Origin of the sequence: Brucella sp. 22210 (assembly GCF_052045675.1) — a bacterium.
Taxonomy (GTDB): Bacteria; Pseudomonadota; Alphaproteobacteria; order Rhizobiales; family Rhizobiaceae; genus Brucella.
On record NZ_JBQEPD010000004.1, the window covers coordinates 172,112 to 190,855 of the forward strand.

Below are 18,744 nucleotides of genomic sequence, written 5' to 3' on the forward strand. Positions count from 1 at the left end.
ATTCTTCGTGATGCCGGTCTGCAACGAGCAATTTCCTGTGCTCCGGTGCTCACGTATCCAAAAGTACGCTCCGCTCCGGTGCTCGAAAATCACTCGTTTCGCCGCGGCCTGACGAATTTGCAACTGTAGTGCTAAGCTAGCCTGATCGAAATGCGGCTGGTGTCATGCACCAGCCGTTTGAAGGCTTCCAGAAAAGGCTTGCCTCCGAGCGTGTGCAGTTCGCTCAGCGCTTCTGTGTTTTTGAACACAAGCTCGCATTCGCCGGGCCAGCCCGGCCCCTGCCACTGCACGGCATCCCAGAAAGAATCGAGCGTATAACCGAAGGATTGTGCATCCTGCGCCGGGACCACAGCAAGATAGCGTCGCCAGAGTTCGTCCGGCGTTGTTACACCTGCACAGTCGATTTCGTAAACGGGCACCATTAACCGAGCAGGATCAAAAGCCCGTCCACAAGCCCCAACAGCAGAATGAGCGCGCCCATCGCGATCGCCGTGATGATGAGCATGCGCTTCTGCCGGTTGCGCTTGTCGGGTTGCTTTCCTGTCCAGTCGTATGAAGAACCAGGCATATGCATCTCCAGATCAGCCTATATTTTCTATAAGCCTTCTGAGAGCTTTATAAACGCCTTCGGTGCAGATTTTCAAATGCGCTGAATTTCCGTTGCGAAACGGCGATACATCAGACCGCCGTGCCGCCCACAGTGACCTGATCCATGCGCAGATGCGGCTGGCCAACCCCGACTGGAACCCACTGGCCGCCCTTGCCGCAATTGCCGCTGCCGGTATCGAGTTTCATGTCGTTGCCGATCATCGAAATGCGCTGCATGGCGTCCGGGCCGTTGCCGATCAGCATGGCGCCCTTGATCGGTGCGGCAACCTTGCCGTCCTCGATCATATAGGCTTCCGTGCAGCCGAACACGAACTTGCCGGAGGTGATGTCCACCTGTCCGCCGCCAAACGAAACGGCATAAATGCCTTTCTTCATGGAGGCGATGATCTCTTCCGGTGTCTTGTCGCCCGAGAGCATATATGTGTTGGTCATGCGCGGCATCGGCGCATGGGCATAGGATTCACGGCGTCCGTTGCCGGTTGCCTCCATGCCCATCAGGCGCGCATTCTGGCGGTCCTGCATGTAGTTGACCAGCTTGCCATCATCGATCAGCACCGTGCGATTGGTCGGCGTGCCTTCATCGTCGATGGTCAGCGAGCCGCGACGCTCGGCAATCGTGCCGTCATCGACGACCGTGACACCCTTGGACGCCACTTGCTGGCCGAGAAGTCCGGCAAAGGCCGAGGTCTTCTTGCGGTTGAAATCGCCTTCGAGGCCATGGCCGACCGCCTCATGCAGCATGACGCCCGGCCAGCCATTGGCGAGAACAATGTCGAACGTGCCTGCCGGGGCAGGGATCGCTTCCAGATTGACCAGCGCCTGCCGCAGAGCTTCGTCGGCTGCGTGCTGCCAGCTTTCGACGGTGATGAATTCGCCAAAGCCCTTGCGCCCGCCCAGCGTATGCGAGCCGGATTCCTGGCGGTCGCCGCTGCCTGCCACGACCGATACGGTGAGCCGCACCATGGGGCGGATATCGCGCACGAAATGGCCGTCAGCGCGCAGGATTTCAACCTGCTGCCATGAACCGGCGAGCGAGACGGATACCTGACGGACCTTTGGGTCCTTGGCGCGCAGATAGCCATCGATCTGCTGCAAAAGCTGCACTTTCGCATCGAAGGTCGGCGAGCCGATCGGGTTTTCGTCGGTATAGAGATGGCGATTGGTACCGGCCGGTGCTGCGGCATAGGTGCCGCCATAGCCCTTGATGGTCGCGGAAACCGCATCTGAGGCGCGCTTCAGCGCGGCCATCGAAAGATCGCCCGCATGGGCGTAGCCGATGGCTTCTCCGGCAACCGAGCGCAGGCCGAAACCCTGATCCTGATTGAAGGAACCGGTCTTGAGGCGGCCATTGTCGAAAACGAGCGCTTCAGCTTCGCGATATTCGATGAAGAGTTCGCCGTCGTCGCTGCCCTTGAGGCTCGCGGCGACGAGGCGTTCGATATCGTCACGTCCGGTATCGAAACTGTCGATCAGGCTTTTCATAAAACAAATCCTGCAGCATGTGTCTGCTGCAGGATGTAAGCCTTAAAACGGTTGAGAACAACCGCTCATCGCAGTTGTGATCAGGGAAGGGCGTCGAAGCCTTCACCAAACCCCTTCAGATCCACCGGAATGCCGACGCCTTCTTCCGGCGTCTGGAAGACGATGAAGGTTGCGGCTTTGCCGGAACGCAGCGTCTTCAGAAGTTCGTCTTCGAGAATGACTTCCGCATAGCAGCCGTCTTCGAAGCAGCGCACGAAATAGGCGCGGCCGATATCCTTGCCGTCAACATTGAGGCCAAGACCGTTCGGCAGCAGAACGCCGAGCGGGGCCAGCACGCGAAGAATGCGCGCCTTGTTGTCGGCGGTTTTCAGAACCACGACCGAAAGGCCGAGTTCCGGGCGCTTCGCGGCAACCACGTTCTGGATCAGCGCGCATTGCTCGGTCTTGGCGCCGGCAGGCGTATCGCAGAGTACAGCCCATGCGCCGTGCTGCGACTTCAGCTTGCCGCTTTGCTGCGGGTTGGTCGGGGCGGCCTGCGACTGCGCAGCCGGGGCCTGATCCGGTGTCTGCAACGGCGCGGGCGTGTCCTGCGCGGCAGACGGCAAGGTCGCGGCGGCAAGCGACAGGCTAACACCAGCGGCAAGAGCCATCAGGCGCTGAAGAATCGGGCGGTTGGCAAGCATGCGGACAGTCATGAAATCTCCAGATCGAATCCCTGATCGAATCAGTGGGACGTTAACGCGCAGCATCAGCCATGAAAAGCAATCAGAGACGCGATTATCAGTCATCGTCAATTAAAGCCGTCATCGCAACGGTGATATCGCCTGTTGGATCGATTGTCACGTAGCACGTGCGGCAAAACCTCTTTTCAAATCATGGCTTCATTATGAGATTTGTAGGTTTTTCCCAAGTTTTTGCCGGTTTACGGATGCGCTGTCATAAGGTTAGGAATCCGGGCGGAATTGGGAGCGGTTCTGTCTGCGGGCAAAAGCTGCGCGCAAAAATGCCGCACAGGAACATATTCGCCTTCCTTGCGGTGTGCGTTAAGGTGTGATTTGAACGCCGACGGGGGATGCGGCCGTCATTTGCGTCCGGCGTCCAGCCTGAAAGGGCGAAAAGGGAGAGAGTTCTGGTGGATAAGATTGTTGCCACAACGAAGGGCGCCGTCGTTGGTGCTCTTGCAGTGCTGTGGATGACCGGTGCCGCTTTGGCGGATCAGCCGCGTCCATGGGAATGGAGATTTCAGGACGCTGCAACGGGTATTGCCGAGCAGATTCATTGGTTTGAGCGCTATACGCTCTGGTTCATTATTCCGGTTACGTTGCTGGTTCTGGCGTTGCTGGTGATCGTTGTGCTTCGCTTCCGGGCGAGCGTCAATCCGGAACCGTCGAAGACCAGCCACAATACGATGATCGAAGTGATCTGGACCGTCGGTCCCGTGATCATTCTTTTGTTCCTGGCTGTGCCGTCGTTCCAGCTTTTGACCGCGCAATATTCGCCGGAAGACCCGTCCCTGACGATCAAGGCGACCGGCTACCAGTGGTACTGGGGTTATGAATATCAGGTCGACAATCCGGTCAGCTTCGATGCCCTTCTGTTGAAGGATGGCGATCGCGCCGCTGCGGGCAAAGAGGATAAGTCCCGCTATCCGCGCCTTCTGGCCGTCGACAATGAAGTGGTCGTTCCGGTCGGTGAAAGCGTTCGCCTTCTGGTGACTGCTGCCGACGTGATCCATTCCTGGACCATTCCTGCCTTCGGCGTAAAGATGGACGCCGTTCCTGGCCGTATCAACGAAATCTGGTTCAAGGCTGAAAAAGAAGGCCTCTATTACGGTCAGTGCTCCGAGCTTTGCGGCAAGGATCACGGGTTCATGCCAATCGCCGTGCGCGTTGTCTCGAAAGACCAGTATCAGACCTGGCTCGCCGCTGCGGGTTCGGATCTGAACGGTGCGAACAAGGCGCTGCAAGCTGCCGTCGAAGGTGGCGAAAACAATAAAGTGGCTGCGGCGGGTCTCTGATCCCGAACGCCAAACTGTTGAAAAACGGGAGCGAATTCCATGGCTGGCACAGCAGCTCACGAGCATGGTGCCCACGACGACCACAAGCCGCACGGCTGGGTTCGTTGGGTATACTCGACCAATCATAAAGACATCGGTACCCTGTACCTGATCTTCGCAATCATTGCCGGTATCATCGGCGGCGCACTGTCTATCGCGATGCGCGCCGAGCTTCAGGAACCGGGCATTCAGATTTTCCATGGCCTTGCGTCCATGGTCTACGGTGTTGAGGGCGATGCCGCGCTTGATGCCGGCAAGCAGATGTTCAACGTGTTCACCTCGGCGCACGCGCTGGTCATGATCTTCTTCATGGTCATGCCTGCGCTGATCGGTGGTTTCGCCAACTGGATGGTGCCGCTGATGATCGGCGCGCCGGACATGGCGTTCCCGCGCATGAACAACATTTCGTTCTGGCTTCTGCCGCCTGCGCTGACGCTGCTTCTGATCTCGCTGTTCATGCCTTCGGCACCTGGCGGCTGGGGTCCTGGTGGCGGCTGGACGCTGTATCCGCCGCTTTCGACGAGCGGTCAGCCTGGCCCGGCAATCGATTTCGCCATTCTGGCGCTGCACATTTCCGGTGCGTCGTCGATCCTCGGTGCAATCAACTTCATCACCACGATCCTGAACATGCGCGCTCCGGGCATGACGCTGCACAAGATGCCGCTCTTCGCCTGGGCTGTTCTGGTGACGGCGTTCCTGCTTCTGCTTTCGCTGCCGGTTCTGGCAGGCGGCATCACCATGCTGCTGACCGATCGCAACTTCGGCACGACCTTCTTCGCGCCGGATGGCGGTGGTGATCCGATCCTCTATCAGCATCTGTTCTGGTTCTTCGGTCACCCGGAAGTGTACATCCTGATTCTGCCGGGCTTCGGTATCGTCAGCCACATCGTGTCGACCTTCTCGCGCAAGCCGATCTTCGGTTATCTCGGCATGGCCTATGCCATGGTCGCGATTGGTGTCGTCGGCTTCGTGGTCTGGGCGCACCATATGTACACGGTCGGCCTGTCGCTCGACACGCAGCGCTATTTCGTGTTCGCCACGATGGTCATCGCGGTTCCCACAGGTATCAAGATCTTCTCATGGATCGCGACCATGTGGGGCGGTTCGATCACCTTCCGCGCACCGATGCTGTGGGCAATCGGCTTCATCTTCCTGTTCACGGTCGGTGGTGTGACGGGCGTTCAGCTCGCCAATGCCGGTCTCGACCGTGCACTGCACGACACCTATTACGTTGTGGCGCACTTCCACTACGTTCTGTCGCTCGGCGCTGTCTTCGCGATCTTTGCGGGCTGGTACTACTGGTTCCCGAAGATGAGCGGCTACATGTATAACGAGTTCACCGCGAAGCTGCATTTCTGGGTCACCTTCATCGGCGTGAACCTGATTTTCTTCCCGCAGCATTTCCTCGGTCTCGCTGGCATGCCGCGCCGTTACATCGACTATCCGGATGCCTATGCAGGCTGGAACATGGTGTCGTCCTACGGTTCCTATATTTCGGGCTTTGCCGTGCTGATCTTCCTCTACAATGTCTTCGAGGCATTCGCGAAGAAGCGTGAAGCCGGTGCAAACCCATGGGGCGAAGGCGCAACCACGCTGGAATGGCAGCTTCCTTCTCCGCCGCCGTACCACCAGTGGGAACAGCTGCCGCGCATCAAGTAATCGTGCGAAGGGCGAGGTCTGCAAAAGACTTCGCCCTTTCCAACAAATTGTGCTAAAGGCGGGCGACATTCTGTTCCGCCCATCGCGTTATGACCGTACTGGCAGGTTTGGCCTGCCGACAATTGCACGGCATTTCCGGCAGGAACGGATGTTCTCCGGGAGGGACAAGTTGTGTTGGTTGTCGAACTGCATCGAACAAGATGCGGTGGTCGGACCGGTGAATTTGAGGTTATTGAAGTCTAATGTCGCTGGTGGAAAAAAACGTAAGCGTTTCGGGCCCGAATGACGCAGTCGCGTTCTCGGAGGCAACGGCGCGGGACTATCTGGTTCTGCTGAAGCCGCGCGTGATGTCCCTTGTGGTATTCACGGGGCTGGTCGGACTTGTCCTTGCTCCGGGCACGATGAACCCTGTTCTGGCTGCCATCAGCATTTTGTGCATCGCAGTCGGCGCTGGCGCGTCCGGTGCGCTGAACATGTGGTACGACGCGGATATCGACGCGGTGATGAAGCGTACCCGTAACCGCCCGATTCCGGCCGGTGTGATTGCGCCCAATCAGGTTCTGGCTTTCGGTCTGACGCTGTCGGTCTTCTCGGTGCTGACGCTCGGCCTGATGGTCAACTGGCTGTCGGCAGCGCTTCTGGCCTTCACCATCTTCTTCTATGCCGTCATCTATACGATGTGGCTCAAGCGTTCGACGCCGCAGAATATCGTCATTGGCGGCGCTGCGGGCGCGTTCCCGCCCATGATCGGCTGGGCAGCGGCAACGGGCGAGATCACTTGGGACAGCGTTGTGCTGTTCATGATCATTTTCCTCTGGACACCGCCGCATTTCTGGGCGCTGTCGCTGTTCTCGACCAATGATTACGAAGCTGCGCGCATTCCGATGATGCCGAATGTGAAGGGCGAGCTTTCAACGCGCCGTCAGGCGATGTTCTACACGCTGCTCATGGCGCCGGTCGGCGTATTGCCATGGGCCATGGGTTTTGCAGGCCCGGTTTACGGCGCCGTATCGGTGCTGCTGGGCGGAGCCTTTGTTTATTATGCCTGGCGCATGTGGATGGCCGCATCGCAGCCCGCCATGCTGGTGGCCGCGCGCAAGCTGTTTCGCTTTTCGCTGGTGTACCTGTCGGGCCTGTTCGCGGTTATGCTGGTTGAGGCACTGACGTTGAAGGCGCTTCATGCCTTTGGAGTGTTGTAATGGATAAGACGGTAGAAAAGCCGGTGCCAGTATCGGTACATGAGAAGCTGGAACTGGTCGTACCGACCGAACAGCAAAAGAAAGCCCAGCGCAACCGGTCCTGGGGACTGGCAATTGCTTTGGCGCTGTTCGTGCTGCTCGTCTATGTCGGTACGATAGCGAAACTGGGTGCCAATGTTCTGGTACGGCCGCTCTGACGAAAAGTTCGGGTTAGGCTGTTTCGGGAGGGAAACTGGGAGGAGACCATGGCAGATCAGCAGGATAAAGACGAAAAGCTCAAGCGGCAGCAGCGTTCCAACCGGACCATTGCCATTGCCTGCGTGTCTTTCTTCGTTTGCATGATCGGCGCAGCCTATGCGTCTGTTCCGCTTTACACGCTTTTCTGTCAGGTCACGGGTTATGGCGGCACCACGCAGCGTGTCGAACAATATTCCGATACGATCCTCGACAGGACGATCAAGGTGCGTTTCGACGCCAATACGGCCAATGGCCTGCCTTGGGATTTCAAGCCCGTGCAGCGCGAAGTGACGGTGCGTATCGGCGAAACCGCCATGATCAAATATGAAGGGCGCAATCTGTTTGATCAGACGACGTTTGGCCGGGCGAGCTTCAATGTCTCGCCGGGCCGCGCAGGCGCTTATTTCAACAAGGTCCAGTGCTTCTGCTTCACGGATACCACGCTGAAGCCGGGCGAAGACATGGAAATGCCGGTGGTTTTCTTCGTCGATCCGGAGATCGTCAACGACCCCGATCTGAAGGATGTGAAGACCATCACGCTTTCATACACCTTTTTCCCGATCGAAAAGCCGAAGCCGGTTGCTGACGCGAAGCCGGCGACGAAGACCGAAGCTGCGACGAGCAGCGGGGGATAAAGGGACACGAGTTTCGATGCGGCACATAATGCCGCAAAGACAAATGCGATGACTGGTTTTATTGTCGGATTCGGACCGTCGGTAAAACCGCTTGATTATTGACGGTATGCGGCATCTGGTCAGGGAGCCATCTGACGCAAAACATAGTCGCGCTTGCGTGTGTCCCTTGGCGGATTTCAGCAGGCAGGCACGAGAGAGGAGCCCCTCAGGGGATTACGGGGAGAGACATGGCGGACGTACACGAGAAGAACCACGATTATCACATTATAGCGCCCAGCCCTTGGCCGTTCCTGAGCTCGATGGGCGCTTTTGTGCTCGCAATCGGCGGCATCGCCTGGATGCGTTACATCAATTCGAGTGAGCTGCCGTTCTTCGGGCACAACCTCGTAACGCCGTGGCTTTTCTTCATCGGCCTCGCAATCGTGCTGTATTGCATGTTCGGCTGGTGGTCGGACACGATCAAGGAAGCGCATGAGGGTCATCACACCCGTGTGGTGTCGCTGCATCTGCGCTATGGCATGATCATGTTCATCGCCTCGGAAGTCATGTTCTTCGTGGCATGGTTCTGGGCGTTTTTCGATGCAAGCCTTTTCCCGAATGAAGTGCATCAGGTTGCACGCGCCACGTTTACGGGCGGCGTCTGGCCTCCGAAGGGTATCGAGGTTCTCGATCCGCTTCACCTGCCGCTCTACAACACCGTGATCCTGCTTCTGTCGGGCACGACCCTGACCTGGTCGCACCATGCGCTGCTGCATAACGACCGCAAAGGCATGATCACCGGCCTCGCCATCACCGTGGTGCTCGGCATTCTGTTCTCGTTCGTGCAGGCCTATGAATACATGCACGCTCCGTTCGCGTTCAAGGACTCGATCTACGGCGCGACCTTCTTCATGGCCACCGGCTTCCACGGTTTCCACGTGATCATCGGCACGATCTTTTTGCTGGTCTGCCTGTTCCGCGCAATCGGTGGCGATTTCACGCCGAAGCAGCATTTCGGTTTCGAAGCTGCCGCCTGGTACTGGCACTTCGTTGACGTGGTCTGGCTGTTCCTGTTCTTCGCCATCTATGTCTGGGGTGGCTGGGGTGCGCCGATGCATGGCGGCTAATTGGCCGTAATCTGAATTTCGAGGCGGCCTTGGCAACATGGCCGCCTTTTGCTTGTCTGGAGCAGTATTGAAATGAAGGAGCGCGCTATGCCTGATGCCAATCTCTATCCGCCGGTTGATCCGATCAAAAGCGGTATTGCCGGGCGCTGCCCGCGCTGCGGCGAGGGCAAGCTCTTCAATGGTTTCCTGACGGTTGCGCCGCGCTGCAACTCCTGCGGGCTTGACTATTCCTTCGCGGATTCCGGTGATGGCCCGGCGGCCTTCGTGATCCTGATTATCGGCTTCATTGTCGTCGGGCTGGCGCTTTGGATGGAAGTCAATGTTGGCCCGCCGCTGTGGGTGCATTTCATCCTGTGGGTGCCGCTGGCGATCATCCTCAGCCTTGTCGCCATGCGATGGATGAAGGGTATTCTGATCAATATGCAATATCGCAACAAGGCTGCCCCCGGCACGATACAAACAAATGCCGACAGCCAGCCGGATACGAAAGAATGACAGAGCGTCAGGTTTCCCGTCGTTTTCCCTGGGGTGTTGTCATCGCGTCCGGCATCGCGCTGATCATTCTGCTCGTGCTCGGCACCTGGCAGGTGGAGCGGCTGTTCTGGAAGGAAGCGTTGATCGCTTCCACCAATGAGCGCATCAAGGAACCGCCCTTGTCGCTGGCGGATATGGAAAAGCTCTATAAGGAAAAGGGTACGGTCGAATATCTGCCGGTCACGGTGTCGGGCACCTTCATGCATCAGGGCGAGCGGCACTTCCTGTCCACCTATGAAGGCGCTGCGGGCTATAATGTCTATACGCCGCTGATGCTGGAAGATGGCCGCTTCGTGCTGGTCAATCGCGGCTTCGTTCCCTATGAAAAGAAGGACCCGGCCACCCGCGCCGACGGGCAGCTGGACGGCCCGGTGAGCATCACCGGGCTGGCGCGTGATCCGTTGTCAGCGAAACCGGGCTTCTTCCTGCCGAATAACGATATCGCCAAGAATATCTTCTTCTGGAAGGACTGGGCGGCTATGGCCGAAAGTGCCGATCTGCCGGATATCAATCAGGTCGTGCCGTTCTTTATCGATGCCGACAACAAGCCCAATCCGGGCGGTCTGCCCATTGGCGGGGTGACGATCATCGAATTTCCCAACAATCATCTGCAATATGCCGTGACGTGGTATGGCCTCGCACTGGCGCTGCTCGGGGTTGTTGGAACGTGGCTATGGCGCTATCGAAAACAGCCAAGGGGTTGACTTTAGCCGCGTTGCGGCCCAACTCCGTGTCTACAGACCTTAGATTTTAGTCACGCCGAACCCGCGAGCTTCTTCATGACCGATCAGCGCCCCCCACTGGAAATCCGCCTTTGCGGTCCGCGCGGCTTTTGCGCCGGTGTCGACCGGGCGATCCAGATCGTTGTGCTGGCGCTGAAGAAATATGGTGCACCGGTCTATGTCCGCCATGAGATCGTGCATAACCGCTATGTGGTCGAAGGGCTGCAATCCCGCGGCGCGATCTTTGTCGAAGAGCTTGATGAAATCCCGGCGGAGCATCGCGATCAGCCAGTGGTTTTCTCCGCTCATGGCGTGCCGAAGTCGGTGCCTGCCGATGCTGAATCCAAGAACCTCTTCTATCTAGATGCGACCTGCCCGCTGGTTTCCAAGGTGCACAAGCAGGCCATGCGCCATCAGCGGCTTGGACGCCATGTCATTTTGATCGGTCATTCCGGCCATCCGGAAGTCATCGGCACGATGGGCCAGTTGCCGGAAGGCGCGGTTACGCTGATCGAGACGGTCGAGGATGCCCGCAGCTGCCATTTTGCCGATGAGGATAATCTGGGCTTCGTCACGCAAACAACGCTCTCGGTGGACGATACGGCAGGCATTATCGAGGAATTGCAGGCGCGCTTTCCCAATCTTTCGGCACCAGCGGCAGAATCGATCTGCTATGCCACCACCAACCGTCAGGATGCGGTGCGCGCGGCAGCGCCGGGCTGCGACCTTTTCCTGATCGTCGGTGCGCCGAACTCGTCCAATTCGAAACGTCTGGTTGAGGTGGCGGAGAAGGCCGGCGCACGCATGTCCATGCTGGTGCAGCGCGCCGCCGATATCGAGTGGGACAAGATCGGCGATATTTCTGTTGTCGGTCTTTCGGCAGGCGCTTCTGCACCGGAAATCATCGTCGATGAAATCATCGCATCGTTCCGCGATCGCTTCGATGTGCGCATCGAACTGGCGGAAACGGCAGTGGAAACCGAGAACTTCCTTGTGAATCGTGAAATTCGCGATGTGGAACTGACGGTGCAGGATATGGCATTCGTCAATGGCGAGAACAGGGTTGCCGGTATTCCGAAGCTGGCGCCCCAGATCATGCCCAAGATAATGCCCAAGGTCATATAGGGGAAATAAACGGCATGGCCGTCTATACTGATATTAATGAGATCGAACTTGGCGCATTCCTGCAGCAATACGATATCGGCACGCTGACTTCCTATAAGGGCATTGCCGAGGGTGTGGAGAATTCCAACTATCTCCTGCACACGACATCCGGTTCCTTCATTCTGACGCTTTACGAAAAGCGCACCAACCGTGAAGATCTGCCATTCTTTCTGGGTCTGATGCAGCATCTGGCGCAGCGCGGTCTCGACTGCCCGCAGCCGGTGGTGCGCAGCGATGGCGAAACGATTGGCGAACTTGCCGGGCGTCCGGCGGCCATCGTCACATTCCTCGAAGGCATGTGGATGCGCAAGCCAACCGTCGCTCATTGCGAGGCCGTGGGTGAGGGGCTGGCGCGCATGCATCTTGCAGGCGAGGATTTCGCCATGCGCCGCCGCAACGGGCTGACGCTGCCCGACTGGCGTCCGCTCTGGGACATGTCGCGTGAACGCGCTGACACGGTTGAACCGGGGCTGGTCGAGGAAGCGGAAGCCGACCTCAATTTTCTGGAGAAAAACTGGCCTGCCGATCTGCCGCAAGGCGTGATCCATGCTGACCTGTTTCCTGATAATGTGTTTTTCCTCGGCGACAAGCTGTCGGGCTTCATCGATTTCTATTTCGCCTGCACCGACATTCTGGCTTATGACGTCGCCATCTGCCTGAATGCATGGTGCTTCGAAAAGGACTTTTCCTACAATCGCACCAAGGGCGCGGCCCTTTTGCGCGGTTACACGTCGATCCGTCCGCTTTCGACGGCGGAAGCCGGTGCGCTGCCTGTTCTCTCACGCGGCGCTGCAATGCGCTTCATGCTGACGCGGCTTTATGACTGGCTGACCGTTCCCGATGGCAGTTTCGTCATGAAGAAAGACCCGATGGAATATGTGCGTAAGATGCGCTTCCACCGCCAGATTGTTTCGGCTGCCGAATATGGGCTGGAACCGCAGGGAGCGGATGCGTGAAGCAGATCGAGGCTTACACCGACGGCGCCTGCTCAGGTAATCCCGGCCCCGGCGGCTGGGGCGTGGTGCTGCGCTGGAACGGCAACGAGAAAGAGCTGAAGGGCGGCGAGGCCGACACCACCAACAACCGTATGGAGTTGATGGCGGCAATTTCTGCGCTATCTGCGCTCAAAGAACCTTGCGAAGTCGATCTCTATACGGACTCGGTCTATGTCCGCGACGGTATTTCCGGCTGGATCGAAGGCTGGAAGCGCAATGGCTGGAAAACGGCGGCAAAGAAGCCGGTGAAGAATGCCGAGCTATGGCAGTTGCTGGATGAGGCGCGCAAGCCGCACAAGGTCAATTGGCATTGGGTCAAGGGCCATGCCGGTCATCCGGAAAACGAACGGGCCGACGAATTGGCCCGGGCCGGTATGGAGCCGTTCAAATATGGCGGTCGCAAATCGCTAAAGGTGCAGTAAGCGCCGGGTAAAACGATGTTTTGGGTATGAGAAAAGGGCGGTTTTCACCGCCCTTTTTGAATTTGATCAAAGCTGCTCGAGAATTGCCGATGCAGCCGAAGTGACGGCCTGACCGGCCTGTTCTTCGATATTGAGCGTCTTGACCACACCGTCTTCGACGATGGCCGAATAGCGCTTGGAGCGAATGCCAAGGCCGCCAGCGGTTGCGTCGAGTTCAAGGCCTGCTGCCTTGGTGAAGGTGGCCGAACCGTCTGCGAGATAGAGGATCTTGCCTTCGCCGCCGGTGCTCTGTGCCCAAGCGCCCATCACGAAGGCGTCGTTGACGGCGATCACGGCGATCTGGTCCACACCCTTGGCGAGGATTGCATCGCGATTGTCGAGATAGCCCGGCAGGTGGTTGAGGCTGCAGGTCGGCGTGAAAGCGCCCGGAACGGCAAAGAGAACGACCTTCTTGCCCTTGAAGACTTCGTCGGTCGTCACTTCCTTGACGCCGTCCGCAGTCTTGACCTTGAAGGTTGCTGCCGGAAGCGTGTCGCCAACTTTGATCGTCATCTGTTTTCTCCTGAGGGCAGGGGACAAATCGCCGTCTGGTCCGCTGCCTGATTTTAAAACTGTCATTGCCGCACCGCGAAGCGCGAGCCGCGACAGTTAAACCGATAACGGGGCGCTCGACAATTTCAAAACGCTGATGTCGCCATCAAAATAGGGGAGGATGGGCAGCCGCTTCAGGCGAAGCAGAAATCGCCGGGATCAGTCGAGCGTGACCTGTCCTGACACTGCCTTGCCATTCTGCACGATGGTGTAGTCGACGGTTGCATACCGCGCATCACCCTTGACCTTTATGGTGAAGTTGCGACCGTCAGAGGCGACCGGATCGGACAGGCGAAGCTTGTCGCTGGCGACAAAAAGCTCGGCAGGCGCTTTCGGGTCCGGCACGGCCAATGTGAAGATTGCGGTGTCCTCATCACGCTTCACGGCGCTGACGCCGAAAGTGGGAGAAGCCGTGGCCGGAAGACGCCCGAACGCTGTTTCCACGATGGTGCGCGCGGCAATAGCCTGCGGCTCGGCGGATTCAGCACTTTCGCTCACGGGGAAGTCGAACTCCGCCTGCACGGGAATGCAGATATGTTCGCAAACGCCGAGAAAGGCATGGCCTTTAAGGCGGGTATCATTGGGCTGCAGCTTGAAGATGATGGGCAGAGAAACCGGCTTCTTATAGCCGATGCCATCATCGTCACCACCGAACCGCACCGGCGCGGGATAATCGATCTGGGCGTTGGCGTTTCCGTCGAGATTGATCTGTGGCGGCACACCGGCATCGCCCGGATTGCGCCAGTAGGTTTTCCATCCCGGCTGCAACTCGATCTGCAACGCGCCGCGTATCTCGCGCCCGGGCCCGGCTTCAGCCGAAACCGTACCATCCTCAATGATGACGCGCACACGCCCGCCGGGGGTTTCCGTCCAGGCGGAGGTCGAAGCATATGCTGGCAAAGCTGAGGCTGCCAGCAGGCCGAGAGCGAGAATATTCAAGCGTGTTTTCATGACTTAAAAATGAAATGAAATCATGGTTGCTTCAAGTCCAACATTGTTGGGAGCAATTATATTTTTGCGTCCTTTGAAGACAAATTTGCGACGCCCATTGTTATTTTCTACAGGCTTGCTACCTTCATCACTATGACCACGATGCGGAAGCCAAACCAGGAGCAGGGGTTCTTAAACGGGCAATTCCTGCTTGCCATGCCCGGCATGAGCGACGAGCGTTTTGCCCGGTCGGTGGTCTATATCTGCGCCCATTCCGATGAGGGCGCGATGGGTTTCATCATCAACCAGCTTCAACCGATCGGGTTCCCGGATATTCTGCGCCAGATCGGCGTGATTGACGAGGATGAGCTGATTATACTGCCCGAGCGCACGCAGCATATGGTGGTGCGCAATGGCGGTCCGGTGGATCGCACGCGCGGCTTTGTGCTGCATTCCGACGATTACATGGTTGATTCCACAATGCCGGTTTCTGAAGAAGTTTGCCTGACGGCAACGGTCGATATTCTGCGCGCCATTTATGGCGGCAAGGGTCCGTCGCAGGTTTTGATGGCGCTGGGTTATTCCGGCTGGGCGCCGGGGCAGCTCGAAGCCGAACTGGCCGATAATGGCTGGCTATGCTGCGATGCGCCGCTCGACATGCTTTTCGACAGCGACATCGAAGGCAAATATTCGCGCCTCATGATGCATATGGGCATCGACATGTCGCGGCTGGTTTCCGACGCGGGACATGCGTGAGTTAAGGGAGTAGGGGAATAGGGCAGTAAGGGAGTAGGTCAAAAGGACTTGCTTCAGCTCATCCGATTCGGTTTTATTCCCCTATTTCACGCTGCCGCCGCTTCCAGCTGTTCCTTGATCATGCGCGTGGCATCTTCGCGGCTGGTCGGCTGGCCGAACATGAAGCTCTGCACATATTCACAGCCCATCTGGCGAAGCTGGAGGGCGTCGCTTTCGCTCTCCACGCCTTCCGTCACGACCGCCAGACCCAGATCATGCGCCATGCTGACGATGGAACGCAGAAGGGTGGTCTTCTGCGGCTGGTCGCCCTTCACGAAGGAGCGGTCGATCTTGATGATGTCGAACGGGAAGCGCGTCAGATAAGCGAGCGACGAATAGCCGGTGCCGAAATCATCCAGCGACAGGCCAATCCCCATGGTCTTGAGGCGGGCCAGCACATGGGCTGACTGCTCTGGATTTTCCATGAGGACGGATTCGGTCAGTTCCAGCTTCAGGCTGCCCGGATTGAGGTGAATGCGCGACAGCACGGAGCGGACATCGTTGATGAGGTCTTGCCGGATCAGTTGCGTGGAAGACAGGTTGACCGAGACGAACAGGTCGAGTTTCGGGAACTGTTCCTGCCAGGCGAACAGGTCTTCGGCGGCGCGCTGGATGGCAAAAAGGCCAAGCTGCACAATCAGGCCGGAATTCTCGGCAATCGGAATGAATTCCGACGGAGAGATTGCGCCACGGCGTGGATGTTCCCAGCGCATCAGCGCTTCGAAACCGGCGATGGTGCCTTCGTCGAGCTTGACGATCGGCTGGTAGGCCATGCTGATTTCATCGCGTTCAAGTGCGCGGCGCAGATCGGATTCCAGCTGCAGCTTGTCGCTGCCGATGGCGCGGAAAGCCGGGCGGAACGGCTCAATCCGGTCGCCGCCAAAGCGCTTGGCCTGATACATGGCCAGTTCCGCATCCTTCACGAAATCTTCCGCCGTGGTGGCAGTTTTCGTCCATGTGATGAGTCCGACAGAGGCAGTCAGAACGATCTCGCGCTTGGCATAGGCAATCGGCGCGCGGGTGGCCTGGCGCAGCGCTTCCGCGAAGGCTGCGATGCGGCCCGGATCGCTTTCGGAGGCAAGCAGCAGGCCGAACTGGTCGGAAGACAGGCGCGACAGCGTGTCCTGCGGCTTCATCAGGCGGGCCAGACGGCGCGAAATGGTGAGAAGGATCGTATCGCCTGCCGACATGCCCAGACTGTCATTGACCTGCTTGAAGCGGTCGATATCGATCATGAACACGGTCGGATGCAGATTGCTCTCGCCGCGCGCCATGTTCATCACATTGCTCAGGCGGTCGAGGAAAAGCTCGCGATTGGGCAGGCCTGTCAGATTGTCGTGCACGGCATCGTGCAGCAGACGCTCTTCGGCCTTCTTCTGTTCGGTAACATTGACCAGCGTGCCGACGCAACGCACGACTTCGCCATCCGAACCGATCACTGGACGGGCACGCAACGCATACCAATGGTAATGGCCGTCATTGGCGCGCAGGCGGAAGATCTGGCCGATGCGTCCGCGACGGTTTTCCAGAATGGCGTCGAGTGTCGAGCGGAAACGGTCGCGGTCGTCGGAATGCATGACCGGGAGCCAGTTGCGCACCGGACCCTGCAAACTGCTTGCCGTATTGCCGAGCTGGTTGGCGATGTCCGGCGTCGTGACCACACGGTCGCGGGGCACATCCCAGTCCCAGACGATGTCGCCCGCGCCGATGACGGCGAGCGCCTGCCGCTCCATGTCGGACAGCAGCCCTTGCTGGAGCGCGCCGCCTGCAAAGGCGTGCTGCATGACCGTAAAGCCGATCAGAAGCACGATGAGAACGAGGCCGCCGCCAAGCGCCGGTTGGACAATGTCATTATCGAGGCGACCGGTAACGGCCATCCATGCGCCGAGCAGCCATATCAATGTAAGAAGCCAGGCAGGTATCAGCATGACCGCCCGGTCATATCCCTTCACCGCGAGATAGCCGATGATTGCGACACCGGAAACGACGGTGAGCGCGAGCGAGATGCGGGCAATGCCTGAAGCAATGGGCGGATCGAAAACCGCAACGCCAGCAAGCGCCAGCAACCCCAGAACCCATGTCACCGCGCCATAGCTAAAATGGTCGTGCCAGCGGTTGAGGTTGAGATAGGCGAAGAGGAAAATCACCAGCGAGGCGGCAAGCGCCACCTCTGTGCCTGCGCGCCATATCTGTTCATTGCCGGGCGTGATTTCCATCAGTTTGTTCCAGAAGCCGAAATCGACGCAGATATAGGCGAGGACCGCCCATGCCAGCGCCGCCGTGGCGGGAAACAGCGAAGTGCCCTTGACGACGAAAAGAATGGTCAGAAACAGCGCCAGCAGGCCTGAAATGCCAAGCAGGATGCCGCGATAGAGCGTGTAGGAATTGACGGTGTCCTTGTAGGCTTCCGGTTCCCACAGGTAGAGCTGCGGCAGATTATGCGAGGAAAGCTCGGCGACGAAGGTGACGACGCTGCCCGGATTGATCGTGATGCGGAACACATCCGCGTCGGCGCTTGGCTGGCGGTCGAGCGCAAAGCCTTCGCTGGGGGTGATCGACGCAATACGCGGCGAGCCGAGATCAGGCCAGATGATGCCGGAACCGACGAGACGGAAATGCGGCGCGACGATCAGGCGGTCGATCTGCTGGTCGGTCGGGTTGGCGATGGAGAAAGCAGCCCAGTCGCCGGATGCATTGCTGTTCTGGTCGGCCTGCACTTCGATGCGGCGCACGATGCCATCGGGGCCGGGCGCGGTGGAAACCTGAACGCTTTCACCCTTGTTGCGGATAAGTTCAACGGCGCGCGACAGATCAAGGGCGGTGTCGTCCTTGGATATCTTGATCGGTTCGACGGCAGACGCATGGACGGTCGAAAAGGCCAGAAGGACGATCAGCGCGAGAAAACGCGCGGCGTTCTGGAAAAGCTTTTCAGAAAGACCCCTCACGAGCGTTCAACCTTGCCATTGATCATGCGGCTATCCAACATACGTTTGTCGCTTTCTATGAGGGCAAACAGCAGGTGGTCCTGCCAGAAGCCATTTATCTTGAGATAGGAGCGCAACAGTCCTTCTCTCTGAAATCCGGCTTTTTCGAGAAGCCGGACCGAACGTACATTATGGGGAATACAGGCAGCTTCAACCCTGTGCAACCGCAGTTGGTCGAATGCAAAGGGGATAACCAGAGACAGTGCCTCTGTCATATAGCCTTTGCCCGCGAAAGGAGCGCCGCTCCAATAGCCGATCATGCCGTTCTGTCCTACTCCGCGGCGGATATTGCCGAGCGTGATACCGCCGAGAATGCGGTTGTCGCTGTTGCGGAAAATGAAGAAAGGATAGCCGGTTCCGGCAGAAATTTCTTCCTGAAAACGCCGCATCCGGTAGCGGAAGGCGCTTTTCGTCAGATCGTCGTCGGGCCAGGTCGGCTCCCATGGAGACAGAAAGGCCCGGCTTTGCTCACGCAAATTCGACCAGCCCGCAAAATCACCCATCATAGGCTCGCGCAGATAAATGCGCGGTCCACGCAGAATAGTCGGATTATTGCGCCGGAACGACAGGCCGATCATTGGAGTTAAGGGAGTAGGGGAATAGGTGAGTAGGGGAATAGGAAAA

At 58.3% G+C, this 18,744-nt stretch carries 20 protein-coding genes; 12 read left to right on the top strand and 8 right to left on the bottom strand.

Going from position 1 to position 18,744, the window contains the following annotated elements:
• Window positions 1-131: 131 nt before the first annotated feature.
• The 4 genes from ACTJKP_RS07885 to ACTJKP_RS07900 form a co-directional block, all read right to left on the bottom strand.
• Window positions 132-422, bottom strand: a complete 291-nt coding sequence (locus ACTJKP_RS07885; protein WP_440630244.1) for a hypothetical protein — start codon at window positions 420-422, stop codon at window positions 132-134.
• Complete coding sequence (locus ACTJKP_RS07890; RefSeq protein ID WP_182522620.1) at window positions 422-568, bottom strand: hypothetical protein; 147 nt, start codon at window positions 566-568, stop codon at window positions 422-424. The genes ACTJKP_RS07885 and ACTJKP_RS07890 overlap by 1 nt, the downstream gene beginning before the upstream one ends.
• Before the next feature lie 110 nt (window positions 569-678).
• Window positions 679-2,091 (bottom strand): metalloprotease TldD, encoded by a 1,413-nt coding sequence (gene tldD, locus ACTJKP_RS07895; RefSeq protein WP_078338068.1) that lies wholly within the window; start codon window positions 2,089-2,091, stop codon window positions 679-681.
• Window positions 2,092-2,171: 80 nt separating this feature from the next.
• Window positions 2,172-2,786 (bottom strand): invasion associated locus B family protein, encoded by a 615-nt coding sequence (locus ACTJKP_RS07900; RefSeq protein WP_078338069.1) that lies wholly within the window; start codon window positions 2,784-2,786, stop codon window positions 2,172-2,174.
• Window positions 2,787-3,223: 437 nt separating this feature from the next.
• On the opposite strand from ACTJKP_RS07900, the gene coxB reads away from it, so the two are divergent.
• From coxB to rnhA, 11 genes are all read left to right on the top strand, one after another.
• The gene (gene coxB / locus ACTJKP_RS07905; RefSeq protein WP_138786570.1) at window positions 3,224-4,108 is read left to right on the top strand and encodes a cytochrome c oxidase subunit II; all 885 of its coding nucleotides are present in this window, start codon (window positions 3,224-3,226) and stop codon (window positions 4,106-4,108) included.
• Window positions 4,109-4,147: 39 nt separating this feature from the next.
• A complete protein-coding gene (gene ctaD / locus ACTJKP_RS07910; protein ID WP_078338071.1) occupies window positions 4,148-5,806 on the top strand; it encodes a cytochrome c oxidase subunit I in 1,659 nt (552 codons plus the stop codon).
• Between the two features lie 242 nt (window positions 5,807-6,048).
• Entirely contained in the window at window positions 6,049-7,005 is a 957-nt protein-coding gene (locus tag ACTJKP_RS07915; protein WP_440630245.1) for a heme o synthase, read from the top strand.
• On the top strand, window positions 7,005-7,202 hold the full coding sequence (locus ACTJKP_RS07920) for a hypothetical protein (protein ID WP_078338073.1): 198 nt from the start codon (window positions 7,005-7,007) through the stop codon (window positions 7,200-7,202). Before ACTJKP_RS07915 ends, ACTJKP_RS07920 begins: the two co-directional genes overlap by 1 nt.
• 48 nt (window positions 7,203-7,250) lie before the next feature.
• Window positions 7,251-7,877, top strand: coding sequence for a cytochrome c oxidase assembly protein (locus tag ACTJKP_RS07925; protein WP_078338074.1), 627 nt, complete (start codon window positions 7,251-7,253; stop codon window positions 7,875-7,877).
• A 227-nt stretch (window positions 7,878-8,104) separates the two neighbouring features.
• Entirely contained in the window at window positions 8,105-8,983 is an 879-nt protein-coding gene (locus ACTJKP_RS07930; RefSeq protein WP_078338075.1) for a cytochrome c oxidase subunit 3, read from the top strand.
• A gap of 87 nt (window positions 8,984-9,070) precedes the next feature.
• Entirely contained in the window at window positions 9,071-9,478 is a 408-nt protein-coding gene (locus ACTJKP_RS07935; RefSeq protein ID WP_440630321.1) for a DUF983 domain-containing protein, read from the top strand.
• Window positions 9,475-10,221: an SURF1 family protein gene (locus ACTJKP_RS07940; protein WP_440630246.1), complete on the top strand. Its 747-nt coding sequence runs from the start codon at window positions 9,475-9,477 to the stop codon at window positions 10,219-10,221. Before ACTJKP_RS07935 ends, ACTJKP_RS07940 begins: the two co-directional genes overlap by 4 nt.
• A 75-nt stretch (window positions 10,222-10,296) precedes the next feature.
• Window positions 10,297-11,364, top strand: a complete 1,068-nt coding sequence (gene ispH / locus ACTJKP_RS07945) for a 4-hydroxy-3-methylbut-2-enyl diphosphate reductase (protein WP_078338077.1) — start codon at window positions 10,297-10,299, stop codon at window positions 11,362-11,364.
• Between the two features lie 14 nt (window positions 11,365-11,378).
• Window positions 11,379-12,359, top strand: coding sequence for a homoserine kinase (locus ACTJKP_RS07950; RefSeq protein WP_440630247.1), 981 nt, complete (start codon window positions 11,379-11,381; stop codon window positions 12,357-12,359).
• A complete protein-coding gene (gene rnhA / locus ACTJKP_RS07955; RefSeq protein WP_078338079.1) occupies window positions 12,356-12,820 on the top strand; it encodes a ribonuclease HI in 465 nt (154 codons plus the stop codon). Before ACTJKP_RS07950 ends, rnhA begins: the two co-directional genes overlap by 4 nt.
• Before the next feature lie 66 nt (window positions 12,821-12,886).
• Here the strand turns inward: rnhA and ACTJKP_RS07960 are convergent, their stop codons facing one another.
• Window positions 12,887-13,372 (bottom strand): peroxiredoxin, encoded by a 486-nt coding sequence (locus ACTJKP_RS07960; protein ID WP_151590396.1) that lies wholly within the window; start codon window positions 13,370-13,372, stop codon window positions 12,887-12,889.
• A 198-nt stretch (window positions 13,373-13,570) separates the two neighbouring features.
• Complete coding sequence (locus ACTJKP_RS07965; protein WP_113534708.1) at window positions 13,571-14,362, bottom strand: protein-disulfide reductase DsbD domain-containing protein; 792 nt, start codon at window positions 14,360-14,362, stop codon at window positions 13,571-13,573.
• Between the two features lie 132 nt (window positions 14,363-14,494).
• On the opposite strand from ACTJKP_RS07965, the gene ACTJKP_RS07970 reads away from it, so the two are divergent.
• Window positions 14,495-15,097 (top strand): YqgE/AlgH family protein, encoded by a 603-nt coding sequence (locus ACTJKP_RS07970; RefSeq protein ID WP_113534709.1) that lies wholly within the window; start codon window positions 14,495-14,497, stop codon window positions 15,095-15,097.
• A gap of 86 nt (window positions 15,098-15,183) precedes the next feature.
• Here ACTJKP_RS07970 and ACTJKP_RS07975 read toward each other — a convergent pair whose 3' ends face one another.
• Window positions 15,184-18,081 carry an EAL domain-containing protein gene (locus ACTJKP_RS07975; protein WP_440630248.1) on the bottom strand — a complete coding sequence of 966 codons (2,898 nt, stop codon included), beginning with the start codon at window positions 18,079-18,081 and terminating at the stop codon, window positions 15,184-15,186.
• Entirely contained in the window at window positions 18,078-18,698 is a 621-nt protein-coding gene (locus ACTJKP_RS07980; protein ID WP_078338083.1) for a GNAT family N-acetyltransferase, read from the bottom strand. Before ACTJKP_RS07980 ends, ACTJKP_RS07975 begins: the two co-directional genes overlap by 4 nt.
• Window positions 18,699-18,744 lie beyond the last annotated feature (46 nt).

Excerpts from the sequence above, each read along its gene's own strand:
- ACTJKP_RS07885 (WP_440630244.1), bottom strand. The coding sequence starts at position 422 with ATGGTGCCCGTTTACGAAATCGACTGTGCAGGTGTAACAACGCCGGAC.
- ACTJKP_RS07890 (WP_182522620.1), bottom strand. The coding sequence starts at position 568 with ATGCCTGGTTCTTCATACGACTGGACAGGAAAGCAACCCGACAAGCGC.
- tldD (WP_078338068.1), bottom strand. The coding sequence starts at position 2,091 with ATGAAAAGCCTGATCGACAGTTTCGATACCGGACGTGACGATATCGAA.
- ACTJKP_RS07900 (WP_078338069.1), bottom strand. The coding sequence starts at position 2,786 with ATGACTGTCCGCATGCTTGCCAACCGCCCGATTCTTCAGCGCCTGATG.
- ctaD (WP_078338071.1), top strand. The coding sequence starts at position 4,148 with ATGGCTGGCACAGCAGCTCACGAGCATGGTGCCCACGACGACCACAAG.
- ACTJKP_RS07915 (WP_440630245.1), top strand. The coding sequence starts at position 6,049 with ATGTCGCTGGTGGAAAAAAACGTAAGCGTTTCGGGCCCGAATGACGCA.
- ACTJKP_RS07920 (WP_078338073.1), top strand. The coding sequence starts at position 7,005 with ATGGATAAGACGGTAGAAAAGCCGGTGCCAGTATCGGTACATGAGAAG.
- ACTJKP_RS07925 (WP_078338074.1), top strand. The coding sequence starts at position 7,251 with ATGGCAGATCAGCAGGATAAAGACGAAAAGCTCAAGCGGCAGCAGCGT.
- ACTJKP_RS07930 (WP_078338075.1), top strand. The coding sequence starts at position 8,105 with ATGGCGGACGTACACGAGAAGAACCACGATTATCACATTATAGCGCCC.
- ACTJKP_RS07935 (WP_440630321.1), top strand. The coding sequence starts at position 9,071 with ATGCCTGATGCCAATCTCTATCCGCCGGTTGATCCGATCAAAAGCGGT.
- ACTJKP_RS07940 (WP_440630246.1), top strand. The coding sequence starts at position 9,475 with ATGACAGAGCGTCAGGTTTCCCGTCGTTTTCCCTGGGGTGTTGTCATC.
- ispH (WP_078338077.1), top strand. The coding sequence starts at position 10,297 with ATGACCGATCAGCGCCCCCCACTGGAAATCCGCCTTTGCGGTCCGCGC.
- ACTJKP_RS07950 (WP_440630247.1), top strand. The coding sequence starts at position 11,379 with ATGGCCGTCTATACTGATATTAATGAGATCGAACTTGGCGCATTCCTG.
- ACTJKP_RS07960 (WP_151590396.1), bottom strand. The coding sequence starts at position 13,372 with ATGACGATCAAAGTTGGCGACACGCTTCCGGCAGCAACCTTCAAGGTC.
- ACTJKP_RS07965 (WP_113534708.1), bottom strand. The coding sequence starts at position 14,362 with ATGAAAACACGCTTGAATATTCTCGCTCTCGGCCTGCTGGCAGCCTCA.
- ACTJKP_RS07970 (WP_113534709.1), top strand. The coding sequence starts at position 14,495 with ATGACCACGATGCGGAAGCCAAACCAGGAGCAGGGGTTCTTAAACGGG.
- ACTJKP_RS07980 (WP_078338083.1), bottom strand. The coding sequence starts at position 18,698 with ATGATCGGCCTGTCGTTCCGGCGCAATAATCCGACTATTCTGCGTGGA.